The sequence below is a fragment of the Nocardiopsis coralli genome (assembly GCF_014892575.1).
Taxonomy (GTDB): Bacteria; Actinomycetota; Actinomycetes; order Streptosporangiales; family Streptosporangiaceae; genus Nocardiopsis; species Nocardiopsis coralli.
Genome location: NZ_JADBGI010000033.1, coordinates 22,019 through 41,679, shown reverse-complemented (window position 1 = coordinate 41,679; position 19,661 = coordinate 22,019). Strand labels below are relative to the sequence as shown.

The following is a 19,661-nucleotide window of genomic DNA, read 5'->3' as shown; positions in this document are numbered from 1 at the left end:
GGTATCCGGTCCCGGCTGCCGGAACCGGCCATTCCCGAGACAACGTGCCCCTCGGGTGGGACACTGTTCCCAGGATTCACCCCGTCCCCGACCGCGGACGACGGGGCGCCCCGTCCCGGCGTCCAAGCGAACGAGGCCATGTCCCACCCCCGCCACAACCTGCCTCTGTCCACCGGCGAGTTCCTCCGCTTCGTCGGACGTGAGCGCGACATCGTCGACCTGTGCCGGCTCCTCGGCACGGCGCGTCTGGTCACGCTCACCGGTACCGGCGGTATCGGCAAGACCCGCCTGGCCCTGCACGTGGCCGAACGCCTGCTGCGCCGGTTCCCCGACGGCACCCGCTTCATCGACCTCAGCGAGTCCACCTGCCACGAACAGGCCCTGCGCACCGTCGCCAACGGGCTCCAGGCCGTGGAGGACGACGCCCGTACGGTCACCGAGTCGATCATCACCGCCCTGCGCACGCAGAACACGCTCCTGCTGCTGGACACCTGCGAGTACGCGATCGGCCCGATGGCCCAGCTGTGCCAGGCGATCCTGCGGGACTGCCCGCGGGTGCGCATCCTGGTCACGAGCCGCCAGCCCCTGCACGTGCCCGAGGAGAACATCTGGCGGGTCCCGCCGCTGTCCCTGCCCACGCGTCCGACCCCCACCGACCCGTACGCGTCCTCTCCCGCGCCGCTCCCCCGCCGCGACATCCAGCGCTACGAGTCGGTGCGCCTGTTCGTCACGCGTGCGCACGCGGCGCGGTCGGGGTTCGAGATGACACGCGAGAACTCCGGCTACGTGGCGGAGATCTGCCGGATGCTCGACGGCATGCCGCTGGCGATCGAACTGGCGGCGGCCCGGGTGCGCGTGCTGTCGGTGCAGCAGATCCTGCGCCGCCTGGACGACCGGTTCCAGCTCCTGACCAGTGACGGCTCCGACGCACTCCCACCCCGCCAACGCACCCTGCGGGCGGTGCTGTCCTGGAGCCACGAGCTGCTGAGCGAGCCCGAACGCCTGCTGCTGCACCGGTTGTCGGTCTTCACCACGTGGTACCTGGAGGCGGCCGAGGAGGTCTGCTCGGGCGAGGGTGTGGACCCCACCGACGTGCTCTCCCTGCACTTCTCGCTCCTGGACAAGTCCCTCATCGTCATGGACGTGGAGCTGGACGGGCGCACCCACTACCGGCTCCCGGAGACCGTGCGCGCCTACGCCGCCGAGCAGCTGGCCGCAGAGGGCGACGCGGACCTCTACTGGGGGCGCTACCTCGACTTCGCCGTCGGCCGGGTCGAACGGGACACCGAACGTGTGGCCGATCCCCAGCCGTGGTCCGAGCGGATCGGACGCCTGCGCCTGTACGACCACCACCGCGACAACCTCGGCCGCCTGGTCGGGTGGGCGCTGTCCCACGGGCGTCCCGACGACGCCCTGCGCCTGGTGACCGGGTTGCGCACCCACTGGAACGTGCGCGGCCTGGCCGCCGAGGGCAGCTGGCTCATCGAACGCTGCCTGGCCACCGGCTCGGACGACCAGGACCCGCACCTGCGTTCCCTGGCCCTGGCCCTGCGCGCCGAGCTCCGCCTCGACCTGGACCCGCCGCCGGAGGTCGCCGCGCTGGCCCGTTGCGCGCTGGAGTCGGCACGCGCCTGCCGCGCACCGGAGGCCGCCGCCACGGCCCTGACGATCCTGGCGCAGCTGGCCCTGCGCGGGGGCGAGCTCGAGGAGAGCGAGCACCACGCCGCCGCGGCCTGGGGGTGGGCGGAGCGTTCCCACGACCCGGTCACCGAGGGCGCCGTCCTGGAGGTCTCCGCGCTCCTGGCCCGGCGGCGGGGCGACGGTGACACCGCCCTGCTCCACCTCAAGCGCCGCACCGCCCGCGCCGAGGAGCTCGACGACCAGTGGAGCCGGGCCCGGGGCCTGCACCTGCTCGGGGTGCTCGCGGCCGAGCGGCGCGAGTTCGCCCTGGCGTGCGCCCTGATGGAGGAGGGCCTGGAGATCTTCACCCACCTGGAGGCCAACCCGGCGGCGGCGCGGTGCTCGCGGGCGCTGGGTCGCCTGCACCTGGCGGAGGGCCGCCCGGCGGACGCACGCGAGCCCCTGTCGACTTCGCTGAGGGTGAGTTTCGCCTCGGGACAGCGCATCGCCGTGGCCCGCGCGTTGGAGGCGCTCGCGGAGCTGGCCCTGGCCGAGGAGGAGGCCGAGCGCGCGTCGGCCCTGGCCGGGGCCGCCTCGGAACTGCGCACGTCCCTGCAGCGCCCGTCGGCCGAGACGGTACGCCTGCGCTCGGCGATCGAACGCGCGGTCGGGCACACGCGCGCGGCCGAGGCGTGGGAGGCCTGGCGCTCCCTGCCCCTGGAACAGGTGCGCGACCGGGCACTGGCCTTCCCCGTCGCCGACGAGGAGGAACCGCAGGTCGAGGAGCTCACCCGGCGCGAGAGCGAGATCGCCGAGCTGGCCGGCCAGGGGCTGTCCAACCGCGAGATCGGCGCCCGGTTGACGATCAGTCAGGCCACTGCCGCGCGCCACATCGCCAACATCTTCCGCAAGCTCTCGATCTCCTCCAGGAAGCAGCTGACCGGCTGGGTGTCCCGCGGCGGGGCCGGAGCACCGTGAACGCAACCCGGTGTAGCACTTGCACAGTGCGCGTGCACCCGCTAAGACAGGAATTCCACGCCCCTCCACCCGTCCCCGACGTGACCGGCCACCACCCGTACGCCCCCGTGCGGGCGTGGACCCCCACCTGCCCCTGAAGACATGTGAAGGCCATGGCACCTCTGACCGCCCCGGCGCGACACAACCTCCCGAGGCCCAACACGGGTTTCGTCGGTCGCGAGCGGGACCTGAGCGACCTGCTCCGCCTCCTCGACTCCAGCCGCTCGGTGACCCTGTGCGGCCCGGACGGGATGGGCAAGACCCGGCTGGCCCTGCGTGTGGCCGAGCAGTCCACGGTGTCCTTCCCCGACGGGGTGTGGTTCGCCGACCTCGGTGACACCCGTACCGCGTTGGACGTGTTCGCCCGGGTCGCGGCGGCCGTGGGTGTGGTGGAGGAACCGGGGCAGGCGCTCGCCGCGACCGTCGCCGAGGCCATGGGCCACCGCCGCCTGCTTCTGGTCCTGGACGGGTGCGGGCACATCGAGGAGGCCGTCGACGAGGTCGGCCGGGCGTTGTTGGCGTCCTGCCCGCAGGTGTCGTTGCTGTTGACCAGCGAGGCCCCGGTGCGGCTGCCCGGGGGCACGGTGTGGCGGGTCCCGCCCATGGCGCTGCCGGTGGCGGCGCGCAAGGCTCCCCCGCCGGACCCTGCCCGGGCCGAGGCGGTGCGCCTGTTCCTGGACCGCGCACGCACCCGTGACCCGCGTTTCTCCGCCTCCCCCGAGGAGCTGGAGGAGATCGCGATGCTGTGCGACATGGCCGGCGGGGTCCCGCTGGGTGTGGAGGTCCTGGGCGCGAGCGCGCCGGAGACCGGTCCGGCGCGTCTGGTGGAGGACCTCCGGGCCCACCTGTCCTCGCCCTCGGCCCGCCCCGGCCCCGGGCAGGCGGTCTCGCGCAGCCAGGTGCTGCCGCTGGTCCTGGAACACGCCTACCTGGGGCTCTCGGAGCCCGAGCGTGTGCTGCTGCGCCGCCTGTCGGTCTTCCGGGGATGGGACCTGGAGCTGGCCGAGCGGGTGTGCGCCGACGACCTCCTGCCCGAGGGCGCGGTCCTGGACCTGCTCACGTCGCTGCTGAACCGGGCCCTGATCACGGTCACCGGCGAGTACGAGGGCCGGGTCCGGTACCGCCTCCCGGACGCGGTGCGTGCGTTCGCCTCGGGGCGCCTGGCCGAGGCCGGGGAGAGCGACCTGCTGCAGCGCCGCCTCATGGACCGGATGCTGGACCTGACCGAGCACCTGGCCCGGCAGTTGGAGTCCAGCCGCCCGATGCCGTGGGCCGAGCGCGACGAGGGCCGCCAGCGGGTGCTGACCGAGTACGACACCGTCCGCGCCCTGGTCAGCCGAGCGCTGGACACCGGGGCCGCCGAGGACGGGCTGCGCCTGTGCGTGAATCTGGTCGCGCACTGGGTCAGCCACAACAGCTACGCCGAGGGCGCGCACTGGATGGACGGGCTCCTGGCGCTGGACGAGGCGGCCAAGGCCCCGTCCCTGGCTCGGGCGCTCGTTGCCCGGGCGCAGTTGGCGCGGGTGCAGCGCGACCACGAGCAGGCCGTTGCCCTGGGAGAAGAAGGGCTGCGCCTGTCGCGGGAGTCCGGCGACGACGTCTTCGTACGTACGGCCCTGAACCTACTCGCCCTGGTCGAGGTGCGCGAGCATCTGCCCGAGCGTGCGTCCGTGCACGTGGAGGAGGCGCTGCGCCTGTGCCGGGAGACCGGTGACCAGTGGGGCGAGGCGATCTCCCTGGGGACCCGTGCGGCGCTGGTGGCGCAGCAGGGCGACTTCCCCACCGCGGAACAGCACTACAACGCGGCGCTGACCCTGCTGCGCGGCATGGACCACCGGTGGGGCGTGGGGGTGACGCTCATCGGCCAGGCCGGCGCGGCCGAGGCCGCGGCCGACCTCATGACCGCGGACCGCTGTTACCGCGAGGCCCTGGACACCCAGCGCATGATCGGCGCGACCGGCGAGGAGGCCCGCTGTCTGGCGGGGATCGGCCGGGTCGCGCAGGCGCAGGGCCACACCGGCCAGGCCTACGACTACCTGTCCGAGGGGCTCGTGCTGGGTCTGGACACGGGCCAGCGCTGGGCGGCGCTGCGCTCGCTGACCTCGATCGCGCGGGTGGCCTTCGGCCAGGGGCTGCGCGAGCCCGCCTGCCGTCTGGCGGGCGCGGCCGTGGCCGTGCGCGAGCGGCTGGGCATGCCCGCGCGTCCGCTGCTGTGGCCGTTCGGGGACGTCGAGCCGGAGGGCGCGGAACGCGAACGCCTGCTGCAGTGGTGGCGCGAGGGCGCGGACCTGTGCCTGGCCCAGGCGGCCCGGGAGGCCGAGCGCCTCATCGACGAGGCCCGCAACCCGGCGCCGCGGCGGCGCCGGCGTGCGCCCGAGCCCGAGCAGGAGCCGTCGGCGGCCGAGCCCGAAGTCTCCCACGGGGCACCGGCCCCCGAGGCCTGTCTGACCAGACGGGAGCTCGAGGTGGCGCAACTGGTGAGCCGGGGGCGCACCAACCCGCAGATCGCCGAGGAGCTGTTCATCTCGCCTTCGACGGCCGCCCGGCACGTGGCCAACATCAACCGCAAGACGGGGTTCCGGTCCCGTGCACAGATCGCCGAGTGGGTCCGCGGACACAGCGCCGGGGGCTGAACCCGGACCGATCACCACCTCTCGGGCAGCGGGCGGCCCGAGGGGCATGTAGATCGCACATGTTCTCCGAATCTACATATGCATGTGCACCGCATTGTGCATGTGCATCTGGCCGTGAACGCGCTAGGCTTCGAAGCACTGGGGAAGCGGGCCCACCGCAGAGGCGGAAAGGGCCCCGCAAGCCCCGGAACAGGCCGCCGGGCCCAGAGGGCTCAGGCGGTCCATCGACCCCGGGAGGTCTTCCGGGGCCGGTGGGGTGGAGCGCCGGCGCGGGCCGTCCGAGGGGAGGGACGGCAACCGCAGCGGCCGGCGTGACGCTACCGGGCTCGCCACGTGGAGGGGGCGTGACGAGCCCGAGTAGCGGTCCCGCCGCGACAGAGTCGGAGTGGGGGAACGCATGGGGGTAGGGCTGACTTCAGGAACCGACCGACCGGGCCGGCACCTTCCGCGCCGGGATGCCCCGATCGGATCACTCACCGGGGGGCTCAGTGAGCGCCTGCGCCTCCGGCCGACACGGGGCGGGACGATCCGCGGCCGTGGGCGCCGGGTCGACGCACTGACCTTCGCCGCGACCGTCGAGCGGGCCGCGGCCGGCCTCAGCCGCCGCGGCATGTGCCTGGGCGACGTCGTCGGGGTTCTCGCGCCGATCGGCCCGGAGCGGTTCCTGGCCACGTACACGGTGATGGCCGTGGGCGGACGCGCCCTGCCGCTGTGCCCGTCGACGCCGGTGGAGGACCAGGCCGCGGCGCTGGGTGAGACCGACGCCCGGCTGCTCCTTGCGGACGCCGGGCTCACCGGGGTCGCGCAGGAGCTGGCCGAGCGCTCCAGGGTCCGGCAGATCATCTCGTTCGGGGACACGCGGGGGGCGACCCCGTTCGAGGAGCTGCTGCTGCCCAGCCCCGACGGGAGCGGTTACAACCCGTCGCGGGGGCTGTTCGACAACGGGGTGCTCGGGTACGAGACCACGCCGGACGGGCTGCTGACGACGCTCTACCCGCACAACGACCTGCTGGCGCGGTTCACGGACCTGCGCGGGCACCTGTCGCTGGGACCGGAGGACGTCGTGGCCGTGGAGGACGGCGCGGACGAACCCACCGCGACGGCGCTCGTGGCGGCTGCCCTGTGGACAGGGGCGTGTGTGACCACCGGAAGCGACTGCCCGCCGCCCGAGGGGCGCGGTGTGACGGTGCGCTGCGGCCGTGGTGCGCCGGTGCGGGTCGCCCTTCCGGAGGGCGCCGCCGGGGGGTTCTGAGGCCACGGGGGCGGCCTCGGGGATCGGGGCCCGGCCGCACAGGGACCCGTCCACGGAGGACGGGGCACACAGGGGGAACGACACAGGGGGACGCCCGGGTACCCGGTCCGCGTCGGGGAGGCGGATCAGGCCCGGGCGTCGTCGATCTCGAACCAGGCCACGTGCGTCGTCTCGCTGGTGTACTCACCGCTACGGCTGGCGCAGCTGTCGACGATGAGCTTGCCGCGTCCGAAGTCCTCGCCGTCGTCGCGGCTGTGCCCGTCGGTGTCGGACTCGCGTTCGCCCTGGTCGGCGACGGCCACACGCAGACGGGCCCCGTCGGAGCGGATGAAGAGGGTCATGACGCCGCCGCTCTGCCCGGAACGCGAGTGCAGCAGGGCGTTGGTCGCCAGCTCGCTCACGGCCAGTTCTGCGTCGTCGAGAGCGCCGTCGCCGTGGCCCATGCCGCTGAGGAACTCGCGGACGCGGGCGCGGATCGACCGCACTGCGGTGAGGTTTCCGGCGCAGCTCCACACGGTGTGGTCGGTGGATCCGCCGGTGAGCTCCCCCGTCTCGATCGTCGACGCGACCCCTGCCGTGCTGTCCGCGGGAACGTAGTCCCGGAGTTGCCTCGCCTCAGCCATCCGGTCACTCCAATCACCCGCGTCGGGCGCGCGGGTCGCGCCGCCTGCCACTCACCTTAGACAAGGGTGTACTGCCTCAAGCACAGCACACCGGGGTTCGCGCCACCGGGCCCGGGCCACAAAGTCCCGCTCCGTGTCCTCCCCGATGTCCGCCAAGGAAACAGCCCCGAACCCAGCCTCCCGCATGTGATGTGTAACACGTAGTTAATCCACGCGCGGGCTGCGCATCGGCACCGAGGCCCCCTCCGACCGGGAACGACCACCGCCCCGCGGCCGGGCGTCCGATAAACCGACCAGTCAACCACCCGAACCCACCGGGGTGGTAATCGGCGGGTTAAACACCACGGTTCCGCCACCCGACGACATCGGTTGGGACACAAACCCGGGGTGGCCACGGTGCGTCAACAGTGGACCCGGAGTACAGGAGACGTGCACGTGAGCCTGCGAATGACACCCGAGGGTGAGCGCGCAAACGCCCAGGGCACAGAAGTTCTGGCCGTCGACCTTCCCGTTGGTGGACACACCCGCACAAAGGCCTACCACGAACACAGAGAGTGGCGAAACGGCGGTTTGACGCTTTCGACGGGGCGAACAAGGATCTTTCGAGGTCGATGCCGCACCGCCCCCTGTGCCCACCCCGGGGCACCTCCCCTGCGGCAGGCGACAGTCCTGTCCCCGTCCCACCGAGGTGTCCCTTGACGTCCGAGCACAACGACAAGCCCTTCAGCATCAACCCGTTCACGAGCCGGCGCAGCGTCCTCAAGGCCTCCGCGGCCGGCGCAGCGGTCGCCCCGGTCCTGGTCGCCTGCGGCAGCGACTCCGGTTCCGGCGGATCGGGCGACGGCGAACCCCAGCAGGGCGGCCGCCTGCGTGTCGGTGTGGCCGGCGGCGGCGCCAGCGACACCCTCGACGCGCACGACCCCACCGACAACGTCGACATCGCACGCAACTACGCCCTCTACGCGTCGCTGATGCGCTACGACTACGACGGCACCATCGAGCCCTACCTCGCCGAGTCCCTGGAGCCCGAGGGCGACGACGGCACCGAGTGGACGCTCGTGCTCAAGGAGGGCCTGACCTTCCACGACGACTCCCCCGTCACCGCCGACGACGTCGTCTTCTCCCTCAAGCGCATCCTCGACCCCGACGACCCGATGCGCGGCGCCGGCGACATGCCCGGCGTGGACCCCGACAAGCTCGAGGCCGTCGACGAGCGCACCGTGCGCATCCACGTCGACGAGCCCCTGGTCACCCTGCCCGAGGCACTCGCGGAGTACTACAACGCGATCGTGCCCGAGGGCTACGACCCCGAGAGCCCCGTCGGCTGCGGTCCCTTCAAGTACTCCGAGTTCGTCGTCGGCGAGTACAGCCTCTTCGAGCGCCACGAGGGCTTCCACATCGAGGACCAGCCCTACGTCGACGAGCTCGAGATCGTGAACTTCCCCGAGGACGACGCCCGGGTCAACGCGCTCACCAGCGACAACGTCGACATCATCACTCAGGTCCCGCACTCTCAGGTGTCCGTGCTCGAGGGCAACGACTCCCTGGACATCATGGAGTCCGAGACCGGCATGTGGCTGCCCTTCACCATGCGCGTGGACGAGGAGCCCTTCGACGACGTGCGCGTGCGCCAGGCCTTCCGCCTCATCGTCGACCGCCAGGAGATGATCGACCAGGCCCTGGCCGGCTACGGGCAGGTCGGCAACGACATGTACGCCCGCATGGACCCGTCCTACCCCGAGGACTTCGACCAGCGCGAGCAGGACATCGAGAAGGCCCGGGAACTGCTGGCCGACGCCGGGTACGAGGACGACCTGGAGGTCGAGCTCGTCACCGGCGACATCAGCGCGGGCGTGGTCGCCTCCGCCGAGGTCTTCCAGGAGCAGGCGCGCGAGGCCGGCGTCACCGTGAACCTGCGCCGCGTCAACGCCAGCGACTACTGGAACGAGGAAGAGGGCTTCCCCTACGCCTTCGGCCAGGACTTCTGGAGCGCGCGCCACTACATCACCCAGGCCGCGCAGGGTTCCGTCGTCGGCGCCCCCTACAACGAGACGATGTGGGGCGAGAACGAGGAGTGGCTGGAGGCCCTCGAGGAGGCCCGCACCACCGCCGACGAGGACGAGCGCAACGAGCTCCTGCGCGAGGCCCAGAGGGTCGAGTACGAGGAGGGCGGCTACATCGTCTGGGGCTTCGTCAACCTCCTGGACGGCCACGGCACCCACGTGCACGGGCTGAAGCCCGCCGTCTCGGGCCACCCGCTCGGGTCCTACGCCTTCCACACCATGTGGCTCGACCAGGCCTAGGAGGTCCGGCCCCCCGTGAGCCGCCGCGCTCCGGGGGCCGGTTCCCAGCCTGTGCTCGTGACAACCAAGGGTTCACCATGTCCCGATTGATCGCCGTCCGCCTCTTCTTCGGCGCACTCACGCTCTGGGCGGTCTCCCTCGTGGTCTTCGCGGCCACGCAGGCCCTGCCCGGCGACGCGGCCCTCCAGATCCTGGGCCGCGACGCCACACCCGAACGTGTGGAAGCGCTGCGCCAACAGCTCTCCCTGAACGAACCCGTGGCCGTGCAGTACCTGCAGTGGCTGCAGGGTGTCGTGCAGGGGGACCTCGGCACGTCCTTCTCCAACCGGCAACCCGTCGCCGAGTTCCTGGCCGAACCGGTCATGAACTCGCTGACCCTCATGGGGTGGGCCGCGCTCGTGGCCACCCCGATCGCGCTCTTCGTCGGCGCGTTCAGCGCCCTGCGCCGCGACCGGTCCTTCGACCACACCGCGTCCATGGGCACGCTGGTCATCGCCTCGATCCCCGAGTTCGTGGTCGGCATCCTGCTGATCCTGCTGCTCGGGCCGGGCGGGCTCGACCTGTTCCCGTCGGTCTACGCCCGTGAGGGCGGCATCGACCAGTGGATCCTGCCCGTGCTCACGCTCTCCCTCGCCGTCGCCCCGCCCATCGTGCGCATGATGCGGGCGACCATGATCGAGGTCCTGGAGAGCGAGTACGTCCAGCAGGCCCGCCTGAAGGGCATGGGCGAGCGGACCGTGCTGTGGCGCCACGCCGCCCCCAACGCCATCGGCCCCGTCGCCCAGGTGGTCGCGCTGCAGCTGGCCTGGCTGGCCGGCGGTGTCGTGGCCATCGAGTTCCTGTTCAACTTCCCCGGCGTCGGCAAGGTCCTCATGGACGCCATCGAGAACCGCGACGTGCCGCTGATCCAGGCGTCCGTCCTGCTCATCGCCGGGGTCTACATCGTGGTCAACCTGATCGCCGACGTGATCGGGCTGGCGGCCAACCCGAAGGTGAGGGTCGCGAACCGATGAGTGAGCCTTCGACCGAGACCACGACCGGACGGGACCGCGGCCCCGGACTGTTCCGCACCGCGTGGGGTTACGGCCGCACGAAGGTGGGGGTGGCCCTGACCGGTCTCATCGTCCTGATCGCCGTGCTGGGCCCGTTCGTGGCCCCGTACTCGCCGACCGAGTTCGTCGCCAAACCGTTCGAGACGGGCGTGGACGGCGCGCTGTTCGGCGGCGACGAGCGCGGACGCGACGTCCTGACCCGGTTCCTGTGGGGCGGCTGGACCCTGCTGCTCCTGGCGCTGGCTTCCGCCGGTATCGGTGTGCTCGCCGGCACCGTCATCGGCATCATCGCCGGGTATCAGCGCGGCTGGCTCGACGACGTCCTCATGCGCACCAACGACGTGCTGCTGGCCTTCCCGCAGCTCATCGCCGCACTGCTGGTGATGTCGATCCTGGGACCGCAGCCCTGGCTGATCGTGGCGGTCATCGCCGTCTCGCACATGCCGCGTGTGGCCCGGGTGATCCGCGAGGCGACCCGCAAGGTCATCGAGCAGGACTACGTCAAGGCCGCCGAGGCGATCGGGCTTCCGCGCCACCGCATCATGGCCTTCGAGATCCTGCCGAACGTGACCAGCCCGCTCCTGGTGGAGCTGGGCCTGCGCCTGACCTACTCCATCGGTGTGGTCGCGGTGCTCGGGTTCCTCGGCATGGGCCTGCAGCCGCCCACGGCCGACTGGGGCCTGATGATCAACGAGAACCGGCAGGGCATGGGCGTGCAGCCGTGGGCCGTCGCGCTGCCCGTGACCGCGATCGCGATCCTGACCATCGGCGCGAACCTCGTCACCGACGGGCTCTCGCGTGCGTCGATCGGCATCGACCGGGGGGTCCAGAAGTGACCGACGAACACAGCACCGCACTGAGCGTCGAAGGGCTGACCGTCATCGGCCGCCCCTCCGACGTGGAGATCATCAGCGACGTGTCCGTCGGCGTGGGACGCGGGCGGATCCTCGGCCTGGTGGGCGAGTCCGGTTCCGGCAAGACCACGCTGGGGCTGTCGCTGCTGGCGCACTGCAAGCGCGCCACCGAGATCACCTCGGGCCGCCTCGTGGTGGCCGGGCACGACCTCACCGACCTGGACGAACGCGGCGTGCGTGAACTGCGGGGCCGGGCGGTGGCCTACATCCCGCAGTCGCCCGCCTCGGCGCTCAACCCGGCGCTGCGCCTGGGCGTGCAGCTCGCCGAGGCCCTGCACGACGGCTCGCTGAGCAAGGCGGAGGCGAACGCGCGGGTGCGCGAGGTGCTGCGCGAGGTCGCGCTGCCCGACGACAACGCGTTCCTGCGCCGGTACCCGCACCAGCTCTCCGGCGGCCAGCAGCAGCGTGTGGCGATCGCGATGGCCTTCGTGGGCCGCCCCGACGTCATCGTGCTGGACGAGCCGACGACCGGGTTGGACGTGACCACGCAGAAGCACGTCCTGGAAACCATCCGGGCCATGACCCGCGACTACGGCACGGCCGGGGTCTACATCAGCCACGACATGGCCGTGGTCGCCGACCTGGCCGACGAGATCGCGGTGATGTACCGGGGCGAGATCGTCGAACGCGGCGACGCCCAGGAAGTGCTGTCCGCGCCAGAACACCCCTACACCCGCAAACTGCTGGCGGCCGTCCCGCTACTGCGCACGAGCGGGCACGAGGACCCGGGCGAGGGCCCCGAACCGCTGCTGCGGGTCTCGGGTCTGGCCGCGGGGTACGGGCGCACGCGTGTGCTGGAGGACATCGACGTGTCGGTCTCCCCCGGCGAGTGCGTGGCCCTGCTGGGCGAGTCCGGTTCCGGCAAGACGACCCTGTCGCGCTCGCTGGCCGGGCTGCACCACGAGTTCACCGGCGAGGTGCTCTTCGACGGCGCCCAGCTGGCCACGAGCAGCTACCGGCGCACGGCCGAGCAGCGGCGGCGGATCCAGTACGTGTTCCAGAACCCGTACGAGGCGCTCAACCCCCGCAAGCGGGTTCGCGACCAGATCCTGGGCCCCTACCGGCATCTGGTGGGCCGGCCCATCGACGCCGACGGCGTGGTGGCCGAGGCGCTCGAGAAGGCCGCGCTGCCCGCGTCCTACGCCGACCGTTACCCGGAGCAGCTCAGCGGCGGCGAGCGCCAGCGCGTGTGCATCGCCCGCGCGGTGGCCACCCGCCCCGACCTGCTGATCTGTGACGAGATCACCTCGGCGCTGGACGTGTCGGTGCAGTCGGAGATCGTCGCGCTCCTGCGCGGGCTCCAGGACGAGGGGATGGCGCTGCTGTTCGTCACCCACAACATCGCCCTGGTCTCCAACATCGCCGAGCGTGTTGCGATCCTCCAGGGCGGACGGATCGCCGAGCAGGGCACCGTCGGGCAGATCATGTCCGCGCCCGAGCACGAATACACCCGTGCGCTCATCGCCGACACCCCGGACTTCGAACCGGCCGCTGCCGGCGGCTGATCGGAACGGTCCCCGGCCCCGGCCCGTTCAGGCGGGGTCGGGGACCGCGCGGCGGGCCTCCCCAGTGCGCACCAGGGTGAGCAGCACCAGCAACCCGAGGGCGGCGGTGGTGAACAGGACCGCGCCCATGGGTACGGCGGTGGTCTCGTCCAGGCCCACCAGCGGGGCCACGCCCGCGCCCACGAGCATGGGCAGGGCGCCCACCAGGGAGCTCGCGCTGCCGGCGCGGGCCTCCTGGCCCTCCATCGCGAGGGTGAAGGTGCTGGTGAGCACCATGCCCATGCAGATCATGTAGAGGAAGATCGCCGCGACCAGCACCGCCAACGGCCCGTGCACGACGGTCGTCACCAGGACCACACCGGTGGCGGCCGTCGCGGTCGTCACCGCGACGCGCAGCAGGGTGCGCTCGCCGACGGCGTCGCTGAACCGTCCCACGAGGTGGCTGCCGAGGATCAGGGCGAGCCCGTTGACGCCGAAGAGCACCCCGAAGGTCTGCGGTCCGACCCCGTAGAGGTCCTGGTAGACGAACGGGGTCCCGGCGACGTAGGCGAAACTGCCGCCGTGCACGAGTCCGACGATGAGCGCGTACCCCATGAAGCGCGGGTCGCGCAGGAGTTGCGCCATGGTGCGCAGGGTGCTCCCGAGGCCGCTGGGGATGCGCAGCTCGCGCGGGAGCGTCTCCGGCAGGGCGAACACCACCACGACGGTGATGGCCAGGCCCAGCAGCGCCAGGGTCCAGAAGATGGTCTCCCAGGTCCCGAACGGCAGCCACAGCACGCCGCCCCCGAGCACGGGCGCGACCATCGGCGCGACGGCGGTGATCACCATGAGCAGGGCGAAGAACTTGGTGAGGGCGGTGCCGTCGAAGACGTCGCGCACCACCGCGCGCGAGAGCACGATCCCGGCGGAGGCGGTGAAGCCCTGCAGGAAGCGCCCCAGGACGAGCACGGCGATGTTCGGGGCCAGCGCACACAGGGCCGACGCCAGCACGAACAGCAGCAGCGACACCACGAGCGGTCCCCGGCGCCCGCGTGCGTCGCTGACCGGACCGACGACGACCTGCCCGACGGCGAGGCCGATGAGGCAGGTGGTGAGGCTGAGCTGGACCTGCGAGGCGCCGGCGCCGAGGTCGTCGGCGATCTCCGGGAACCCGGGCAGGTACATGTCGATGTTGAGCGGGCCCAGGACCGCGAGCAGGCTCAGCAGCAGGGCCAGGCCCAGGCGTCGGACTCCGGTGGGGTTGTGCGGCATGGGGCGTGCTCCGGTGGGGGCGTGGCGGGCGGCGGGAAAGGCGGGGCGGAACGGCCCGTCCACGCTAGCGAGGCGCGGACCCCCGCGGCGCGTGCGCCCGCCCGAACTGACGAGGACGCGTGAGGTTCACACCTGTGGGCCGCCCTCCACGGGCTGGGCCTGGACGGCGGTGATCGCGACGGTGTTGACGATGTCCTGCACCGTCGCACCGCGCGACAGGTCGTTGACGGGTCGGCGCAGCCCCTGCAGCACCGGGCCGACCGCGACGGCGCCCGCGCTGCGCTGCACCCCCTTGTACAGAGTGTTGCCGGTGTTGAGGTCGGGCACGACGAACACGGTCGCGCGCCCGGCCACCCGGCTGTCCGGGAGCTTGGCCGCGGCCACCCCGGGGTCGATCGCGGCGTCGTACTGGATCGGGCCCTCGATCATCAGGTCCGGACGGCGTTCGCGGGCCAGCGTCGTCGCGGTGCGCACCTTGTCCACCCCCGCGCCCGTGCCCGAGGCCCCGGTGGAGTAGGACAGCATCGCCACCCGGGGTTCCACACCGAAGCGCTGCGCGGTCGCGGCCGAGCCCACCGCGATCTCGGCGAGCTGCTCGGCCGTGGGGTCCGGCACGACCGCACAGTCGCCGTAGACCAGCACCCGGTCGGCCAGGCACATGAAGAACACGCTCGAGACCAGGGCCGAGCGCAGGATCTCGAACGAGGGCCGGATGGTCTGCGCCGTGGTGTGCGCGGCCCCGGAGACCATGCCGTCGGCCAGCCCGCCGTGCACCATCAGGGTCCCGAAGTAGGACACGTCGCGCACGGTGTCTCGGGCCAGCTCGACCGAGACGCCCTTGTGCGCGCGCAGCCGGGCGTATTCCTCCGCGAACCGCTCCCGCAGGTCGGAGGTCTCCGGGTCGACGACGTCGGCGCGCGAGAGGTCCAGGCCGAGGTCGTCGGCGCGTGCCCGGACCGCCCGCTGCGAGCCCAGCAGGGTCAGGGCGACGGTGTCCCGGCGCAGCAGCAGGTCGGCGGCGCGCAGCACCCGCTCGTCGGTGCCCTCGGGCAGCACGACGTGCCGGCGGTCCTCGGCCGCGCGGGACAGCAGCGTGTACTGGAACATGAGCGGGGTGACGGCCCTCGACCGCACCACGCTCAGCCGGGAGAGCAGGGTGCCTCCGTCGACCGCCTCGGCGAACGCGGCCAGGGCCGACTCGATCCTGCTGTCCGGCATCGGTGCCAGGCCCCCGCGCACCCCGTCCAGGCGGGTCGCGGCGGTGAAGGTGTCGAGGCTGGTGGCGACCACGGGCATGCGTACGTCCATGCCGGCCAGCAGGCGCCACACCGGTTCGGGCATGTCGGCGTCGGCGTCGCCGGTGAGCAGGACCGCCGCCACGGAGGGGAAGTCCGCGGAGGTGTGCGCCGAGATCAGCGCCGGGAGGATCGCACCGGCCCGGTCGGCGGGCAGGATCACCGCGCAGTCGTCGGTGAGGCGGTCGAGCACGTGCGGCAGGGACATCGCCGCGACCAGGATCCCGGAGACCTCGCGTCCGGTGCGGCGCGCCTCCCCGAACAGCAGCTTCCCGTCGGCGGACCGCTGCAGGTCCTGGACGCTGGGCGCGGTCAGCTCGGGCACGTCAGCGAGCACGTAGAAACGGCCGTCGGCCCCTTCCCTCAGGGCGCGCACCCGGTCGGACGGGACGCGGTCCACGACCGTGGCCAGGCGGGTGGCGTGCTCGCGGTCGAGCTCGTTCTCGGCGATGGCGACGGCCCCGTGCACCGCCTCGGCGTCGTGGCCGTCGCCCGAGACCGCCAGCAGCACCGGTGTTCCGAGGTTGGCGGCGACCCGGGCGTTGAAGGCGAACTCGGTGGAGGTCCCGACGTCGGTGTAGTCGGTGCCCACGACCACGACCGCGGAACAGGACGCCGCCAGCGCCCAGTACCCGGCCACGATCTCCTCCATCGCGGCCTCGGGGTCGGCGTGGGCGCGTTCGTAGGTCACGCCGGTGCAGTCCCCGTAGGCGGCACGCACGTCGAAGCGGCGCCGCAGGGTCTCCACGAGGGCGTCGCGGCCCTCGGTCGGAACGATGGGCCGGAACACCCCGACGGAGTCGACCGTCCGGGACAGCAGCTCGGCCATACCCAGTGCCAGGGTGCGCTTGTCGCTGTCGGCGTCGCTGGAGGCGACGTACACTCCGTGCATCTCGGGCTCCCCCGGCGGGCGCGGCTCAGAACAGGACGGACATCGATTCCCCGACCTGGCGGAACCCGACCCGTTCGTAGGCGGCGCGGGCCGGGGCGTTGAAGTCGTTGACGTAGAGCGTGACGCGGGGCGCGATCTCGGCGAGGGCGTACTCGACGACGGCGGCCATGCCGGAGCTGGAGTGCCCGCGCCCGCGCAGGTCGGGGTGGACCCACACGCCCTGGATCTGGCAGGCCTGCGGGGTGACGGCGCCGATCTCGGCCTTGAACACCACCCGGCCGTCCTCGATGCGGGCCAGGGCGCGGCCGGTGCGCACGAGCTCCTCGACGCGGGCCCGGTAGAGGGCGCCGCCGTCTCCGGAGTCCGGCGGGACCCCGACCTCTTCGGTGAACATCGCGACGCAGGCCGGCAGGAGGACCCCGAGTTCGGAGGGGACGACCCGGCGGACGAGCGGGTCGGCGGGCACGGCGGGCGGGTGGTCGATCTCCAGGACGGGCTGGCTGGCGCGGATGGCGCGGGCCGGGCCCCACGCCGGGGTGACCTGGTCCCAGAAGTCGCTGACCGCGTCGACCGGTCCGACGATCGACGAACAGCGGCGGCCCCGCCACCGGGCGTGTTCGGCGAAGCTGCGCACGGCGGCGGGTCCGGCGTTGACGGGCACGAGGTTGGCCCCGGAGTAACACAGGGCGGTGAGGCGGCCGCGTTCGACGTGGCCCCAGACCTCGGTCCCGGCGGAGTTGGCGCCGATACCGGTGGACATCAGGCGCGAGGCCACGAAGACGTTGCCGACGGGGTCGGTGTCCAGAAGGGCGCGTACGGCCTCCCGGTCGTGTTCTCCCAGGATCCGTACCGGTGAGGTCCGCAGCATCGCATCTCCCCCTCGTGCCGCCTGTGGTGACGGCGGGCTGTCGTGGTGCGAACGGTCCGCGGATTTCGCACCGGTTACAGCGTATTCCACCGGTCATTCACCCTCACTGGGGTGCCCGCCGGCCAACGGTTCGAAGCGGTCGGGCAGGTCCTCCGCGGCCTGGGCCTCGCGCGGTTCGGGTTCGGGGCCGGCCTCGCAGACGGCGTCGTGGTCCCCGTCGGTGCGTTCGGGCAGGGAACCGTCGCGCAGGTAGCCGTGCACGATCTCGTTGATGCAGGGGTTGTCGCCGGAGGAGACGCCGTGGGTGATGCCGCCCTCCTCGACGGCGAGCGAGGCGCCGGGCATGTGGCCGCGCAGGTTCTCGGCGCCGTGGAGCGGGGTGGCTCCGTCCTCACTGGCGTGCACGAGCAGGGCGTCGCCTTCGTGGGCCGGAGCGTCGCCGGGGCCGTCGCCGATGCTGTACCAGTCACTGGACTCGGCGGGCCAGGACGCACACGGGGCGTTGTACCAGATGTTGTTCCAGCCGATGAAGGGCGCTTCCCGGTGGATGCGGTGCCCGTCGCCCTCCCAGCGTCCGCGGTCGGTGGGCCAGTGGGAGTCGGTGCACTGGACGGCGTTGTACCCGCCGCGGCTCTGATCGTTGTCGGGCCCCTCTCCGAGGTCGGTGTCGAGCTGGACGAGCGCGGCAGGGTCCTCGTCGACGATCTGGTCGGAGAGCGCGTCCGCCACGGGGGGCCAGGCGTTCCCGCTGTAGGAGACCGTGATGGCGAGGTTCTCCAGTTCGGTCGGGCCGACCGTGCCTTCCAGGGGTTCTTCGCGGAGCTGGTCGCGCAGGCGGTCGTAGGCCCGGGCGACGTCCTCGCCGCTGCCGCCCAGGCCGAAGGTGTCGTCGTGGCGGGCGACCCAGTCGAAGAAGTTGCGGGCGGCGCGGTCGAGGGCGCGGCTCTGGTTGAGGTTGCTCTCGTACCAGGGGGTGTCGGGGTCGACGACGCTGTCGAGCACGAGGCGGTCGACGCTGTCCGGGTAGAGGGAGGAGAAGACGGTTCCGAGGTAGGTGCCGTAGGAGAAGCCGAGGTAGTCGACGGTCTCGAGCCCGAGGGCGGAGCGCAGGGCGTCCATGTCCCGGGCGGTGTCGACCGTGGTCATGTGGTCCAGGAGCGGCCCGGTGTTGTCCTCGCACGCCTGGGCGTAGGCCTCGGCCTCCTCCCAAAGGACCTGGGTGTCGCCGGGGCTCCGGGGCTCGGACGGGGTGAGCACGGGTTCGAAGGCGGAGGGGTCGCACTCGACCGCGGGCGTGGAGGCGCCGCTGCCGCGCGGGTCGAAGCCGACCACGGCGTAGGTCTCCTGCAGGTCCTCGGGCAGCCCCTGGTGGGTCCGTGCGGCGAGGGGGCGGCCCGAGGCCCCGGGGCCGCCGGGGTTGACCAGGAGGGTACGTTCGGCGTCGCCGCCGTCGGAGGCGCGGGTGAGGGCGATGTCGACGGTCTCGCCGCTGTCGCCCTCGTCGGAGTCGTGGTCCATGGGCAGGGTGAGGGTGGCGCACTCGAGGGTCTCCTCGCCCTCGGGCTGGAGGTCCTCGCACTCCTGCCAGTCGAGGGCGCGCTGGTCCTCACGGAACGTAGGCACCGCCGCGGCGGTTTCTGCCGCCTCCGCCGGTACCGCGGTCGCCATCGATGCCAGGAACGCCGTCGTGGCGGCGGTTGCCCAGGTTCGTGTTCGCACTGGCCGTCTCCCCCTCTTTGAAAGCCCAGAGCATTGTTTCCCTTACTCTGGGTGATCATGGGAAGCGACACGGGGCCGGTCGTGCGTGCGCCGGTAACATGAGCTCCGATCCCAACAGACCGGACATGAGGGGCGAAATGCGACTGGATCGGGTCGATGAGCGCATCATCGCGATTCTCGGCGCGGACGCGCGGATGAGCTTCGCCGAGATCGGCGGCGAAGTCGGCCTGAGCCCTTCCGCGGTCAAGCGCCGCGTCGACCGCCTCGTGGACTCCGGCGCCGTGCGCGGCTTCACCGTCGTCGTCGAACCCCAGGCCATCGGGTGGACCACCGAGGCCTTCATCGAGCTGTACTGCCGGGCGCGCACCTCCCCCGGCGAGATCCGCGACGGGCTCGGCGGTTACCCCGAGATCACCTCGGCCTGCACCGTCACCGGCGACGCCGACGCCCTCGTGCAGGTGCGCGCCCGCGACACCCAGCACCTGGAGGAGGTCATCGAGCGCATCGGCGCCGAGCCCTTCGTCGTGCGCACCAAGAGCACCCTGGTGCTCTCCCGCCTCGTCGACCAGCCCATCCTGTCGGGCTCCTCCGACCCCTCGGCCTGAGACCGGACCTCCCGCCCGAACGGTCTTTCATTGGGTGAAAGGGGGCATTGCCACACCCGTCCCCCACGGCGATGATGTGCCACAGTTCACGCCCGTCGCACGGAGGGTTCCC

Annotated in this window: 13 protein-coding genes; 8 read left to right on the top strand and 5 right to left on the bottom strand. The window is 72.3% G+C overall.

Translation table 11 applies throughout. From position 1 onward, the window contains the following. Window positions 1-138 precede the first annotated feature (138 nt). The 3 genes from IDM40_RS25700 to IDM40_RS25690 all read left to right on the top strand — a co-directional run bounded on the left by IDM40_RS25700 (window position 139) and on the right by IDM40_RS25690 (window position 6,522). Entirely contained in the window at window positions 139-2,598 is a 2,460-nt protein-coding gene (locus tag IDM40_RS25700; protein WP_193124657.1) for an ATP-binding protein, read from the top strand. A 152-nt stretch (window positions 2,599-2,750) separates the two neighbouring features. After that, on the top strand, window positions 2,751-5,270 hold the full coding sequence (locus tag IDM40_RS25695) for a LuxR C-terminal-related transcriptional regulator (RefSeq protein ID WP_193124656.1): 2,520 nt from the start codon (window positions 2,751-2,753) through the stop codon (window positions 5,268-5,270). A 397-nt stretch (window positions 5,271-5,667) separates the two neighbouring features. Beyond that, window positions 5,668-6,522 carry an AMP-binding protein gene (locus IDM40_RS25690; RefSeq protein ID WP_193124655.1) on the top strand — a complete coding sequence of 285 codons (855 nt, stop codon included), beginning with the start codon at window positions 5,668-5,670 and terminating at the stop codon, window positions 6,520-6,522. Window positions 6,523-6,647: 125 nt separating this feature from the next. On the opposite strand, the gene IDM40_RS25685 is transcribed toward IDM40_RS25690, so the two are convergent. Next, the gene (locus tag IDM40_RS25685) at window positions 6,648-7,145 is read right to left on the bottom strand and encodes an ATP-binding protein (RefSeq protein ID WP_193124654.1); all 498 of its coding nucleotides are present in this window, start codon (window positions 7,143-7,145) and stop codon (window positions 6,648-6,650) included. A gap of 695 nt (window positions 7,146-7,840) precedes the next feature. On the opposite strand from IDM40_RS25685, the gene IDM40_RS25680 reads away from it, so the two are divergent. The 4 genes from IDM40_RS25680 to IDM40_RS25665 all read left to right on the top strand — a co-directional run bounded on the left by IDM40_RS25680 (window position 7,841) and on the right by IDM40_RS25665 (window position 12,919). Then, window positions 7,841-9,448 carry an ABC transporter substrate-binding protein gene (locus IDM40_RS25680; RefSeq protein WP_193124653.1) on the top strand — a complete coding sequence of 536 codons (1,608 nt, stop codon included), beginning with the start codon at window positions 7,841-7,843 and terminating at the stop codon, window positions 9,446-9,448. A gap of 77 nt (window positions 9,449-9,525) precedes the next feature. Next, entirely contained in the window at window positions 9,526-10,461 is a 936-nt protein-coding gene (locus tag IDM40_RS25675) for an ABC transporter permease (protein ID WP_193124652.1), read from the top strand. Next, window positions 10,458-11,336 (top strand): ABC transporter permease, encoded by an 879-nt coding sequence (locus tag IDM40_RS25670; RefSeq protein WP_193124651.1) that lies wholly within the window; start codon window positions 10,458-10,460, stop codon window positions 11,334-11,336. Before IDM40_RS25675 ends, IDM40_RS25670 begins: the two co-directional genes overlap by 4 nt. After that, window positions 11,333-12,919, top strand: a complete 1,587-nt coding sequence (locus tag IDM40_RS25665; protein WP_193124650.1) for an ABC transporter ATP-binding protein — start codon at window positions 11,333-11,335, stop codon at window positions 12,917-12,919. The genes IDM40_RS25670 and IDM40_RS25665 overlap by 4 nt, the downstream gene beginning before the upstream one ends. 27 nt (window positions 12,920-12,946) lie before the next feature. Here IDM40_RS25665 and IDM40_RS25660 read toward each other — a convergent pair whose 3' ends face one another. The 4 genes from IDM40_RS25660 to IDM40_RS25645 all read right to left on the bottom strand — a co-directional run bounded on the left by IDM40_RS25660 (window position 12,947) and on the right by IDM40_RS25645 (window position 18,944). After that, a complete protein-coding gene (locus IDM40_RS25660; RefSeq protein ID WP_193124649.1) occupies window positions 12,947-14,170 on the bottom strand; it encodes a Bcr/CflA family efflux MFS transporter in 1,224 nt (407 codons plus the stop codon). 126 nt (window positions 14,171-14,296) lie between these two features. Further along, window positions 14,297-16,357 carry a phosphate acetyltransferase gene (pta, locus tag IDM40_RS25655; protein WP_193124648.1) on the bottom strand — a complete coding sequence of 687 codons (2,061 nt, stop codon included), beginning with the start codon at window positions 16,355-16,357 and terminating at the stop codon, window positions 14,297-14,299. A gap of 25 nt (window positions 16,358-16,382) precedes the next feature. Continuing rightward, window positions 16,383-17,225, bottom strand: a complete 843-nt coding sequence (locus IDM40_RS25650) for a GNAT family N-acetyltransferase (protein ID WP_193124647.1) — start codon at window positions 17,223-17,225, stop codon at window positions 16,383-16,385. Between the two features lie 93 nt (window positions 17,226-17,318). Continuing rightward, window positions 17,319-18,944, bottom strand: a complete 1,626-nt coding sequence (locus IDM40_RS25645; protein WP_193124646.1) for an alpha/beta fold hydrolase — start codon at window positions 18,942-18,944, stop codon at window positions 17,319-17,321. A 137-nt stretch (window positions 18,945-19,081) separates the two neighbouring features. Between IDM40_RS25645 and IDM40_RS25640 the strand changes: the two genes are divergently transcribed. Then, on the top strand, window positions 19,082-19,549 hold the full coding sequence (locus tag IDM40_RS25640) for an Lrp/AsnC family transcriptional regulator (RefSeq protein ID WP_193124645.1): 468 nt from the start codon (window positions 19,082-19,084) through the stop codon (window positions 19,547-19,549). Window positions 19,550-19,661: the final 112 nt, after the last annotated feature.

Excerpts from the sequence above, each read along its gene's own strand:
- IDM40_RS25700 (WP_193124657.1), top strand. The coding sequence starts at position 139 with ATGTCCCACCCCCGCCACAACCTGCCTCTGTCCACCGGCGAGTTCCTC.
- IDM40_RS25695 (WP_193124656.1), top strand. The coding sequence starts at position 2,751 with ATGGCACCTCTGACCGCCCCGGCGCGACACAACCTCCCGAGGCCCAAC.
- IDM40_RS25690 (WP_193124655.1), top strand. The coding sequence starts at position 5,668 with ATGGGGGTAGGGCTGACTTCAGGAACCGACCGACCGGGCCGGCACCTT.
- IDM40_RS25685 (WP_193124654.1), bottom strand. The coding sequence starts at position 7,145 with ATGGCTGAGGCGAGGCAACTCCGGGACTACGTTCCCGCGGACAGCACG.
- IDM40_RS25675 (WP_193124652.1), top strand. The coding sequence starts at position 9,526 with ATGTCCCGATTGATCGCCGTCCGCCTCTTCTTCGGCGCACTCACGCTC.
- IDM40_RS25670 (WP_193124651.1), top strand. The coding sequence starts at position 10,458 with ATGAGTGAGCCTTCGACCGAGACCACGACCGGACGGGACCGCGGCCCC.
- IDM40_RS25660 (WP_193124649.1), bottom strand. The coding sequence starts at position 14,170 with ATGCCGCACAACCCCACCGGAGTCCGACGCCTGGGCCTGGCCCTGCTG.
- pta (WP_193124648.1), bottom strand. The coding sequence starts at position 16,357 with ATGCACGGAGTGTACGTCGCCTCCAGCGACGCCGACAGCGACAAGCGC.
- IDM40_RS25650 (WP_193124647.1), bottom strand. The coding sequence starts at position 17,225 with ATGCTGCGGACCTCACCGGTACGGATCCTGGGAGAACACGACCGGGAG.
- IDM40_RS25640 (WP_193124645.1), top strand. The coding sequence starts at position 19,082 with ATGCGACTGGATCGGGTCGATGAGCGCATCATCGCGATTCTCGGCGCG.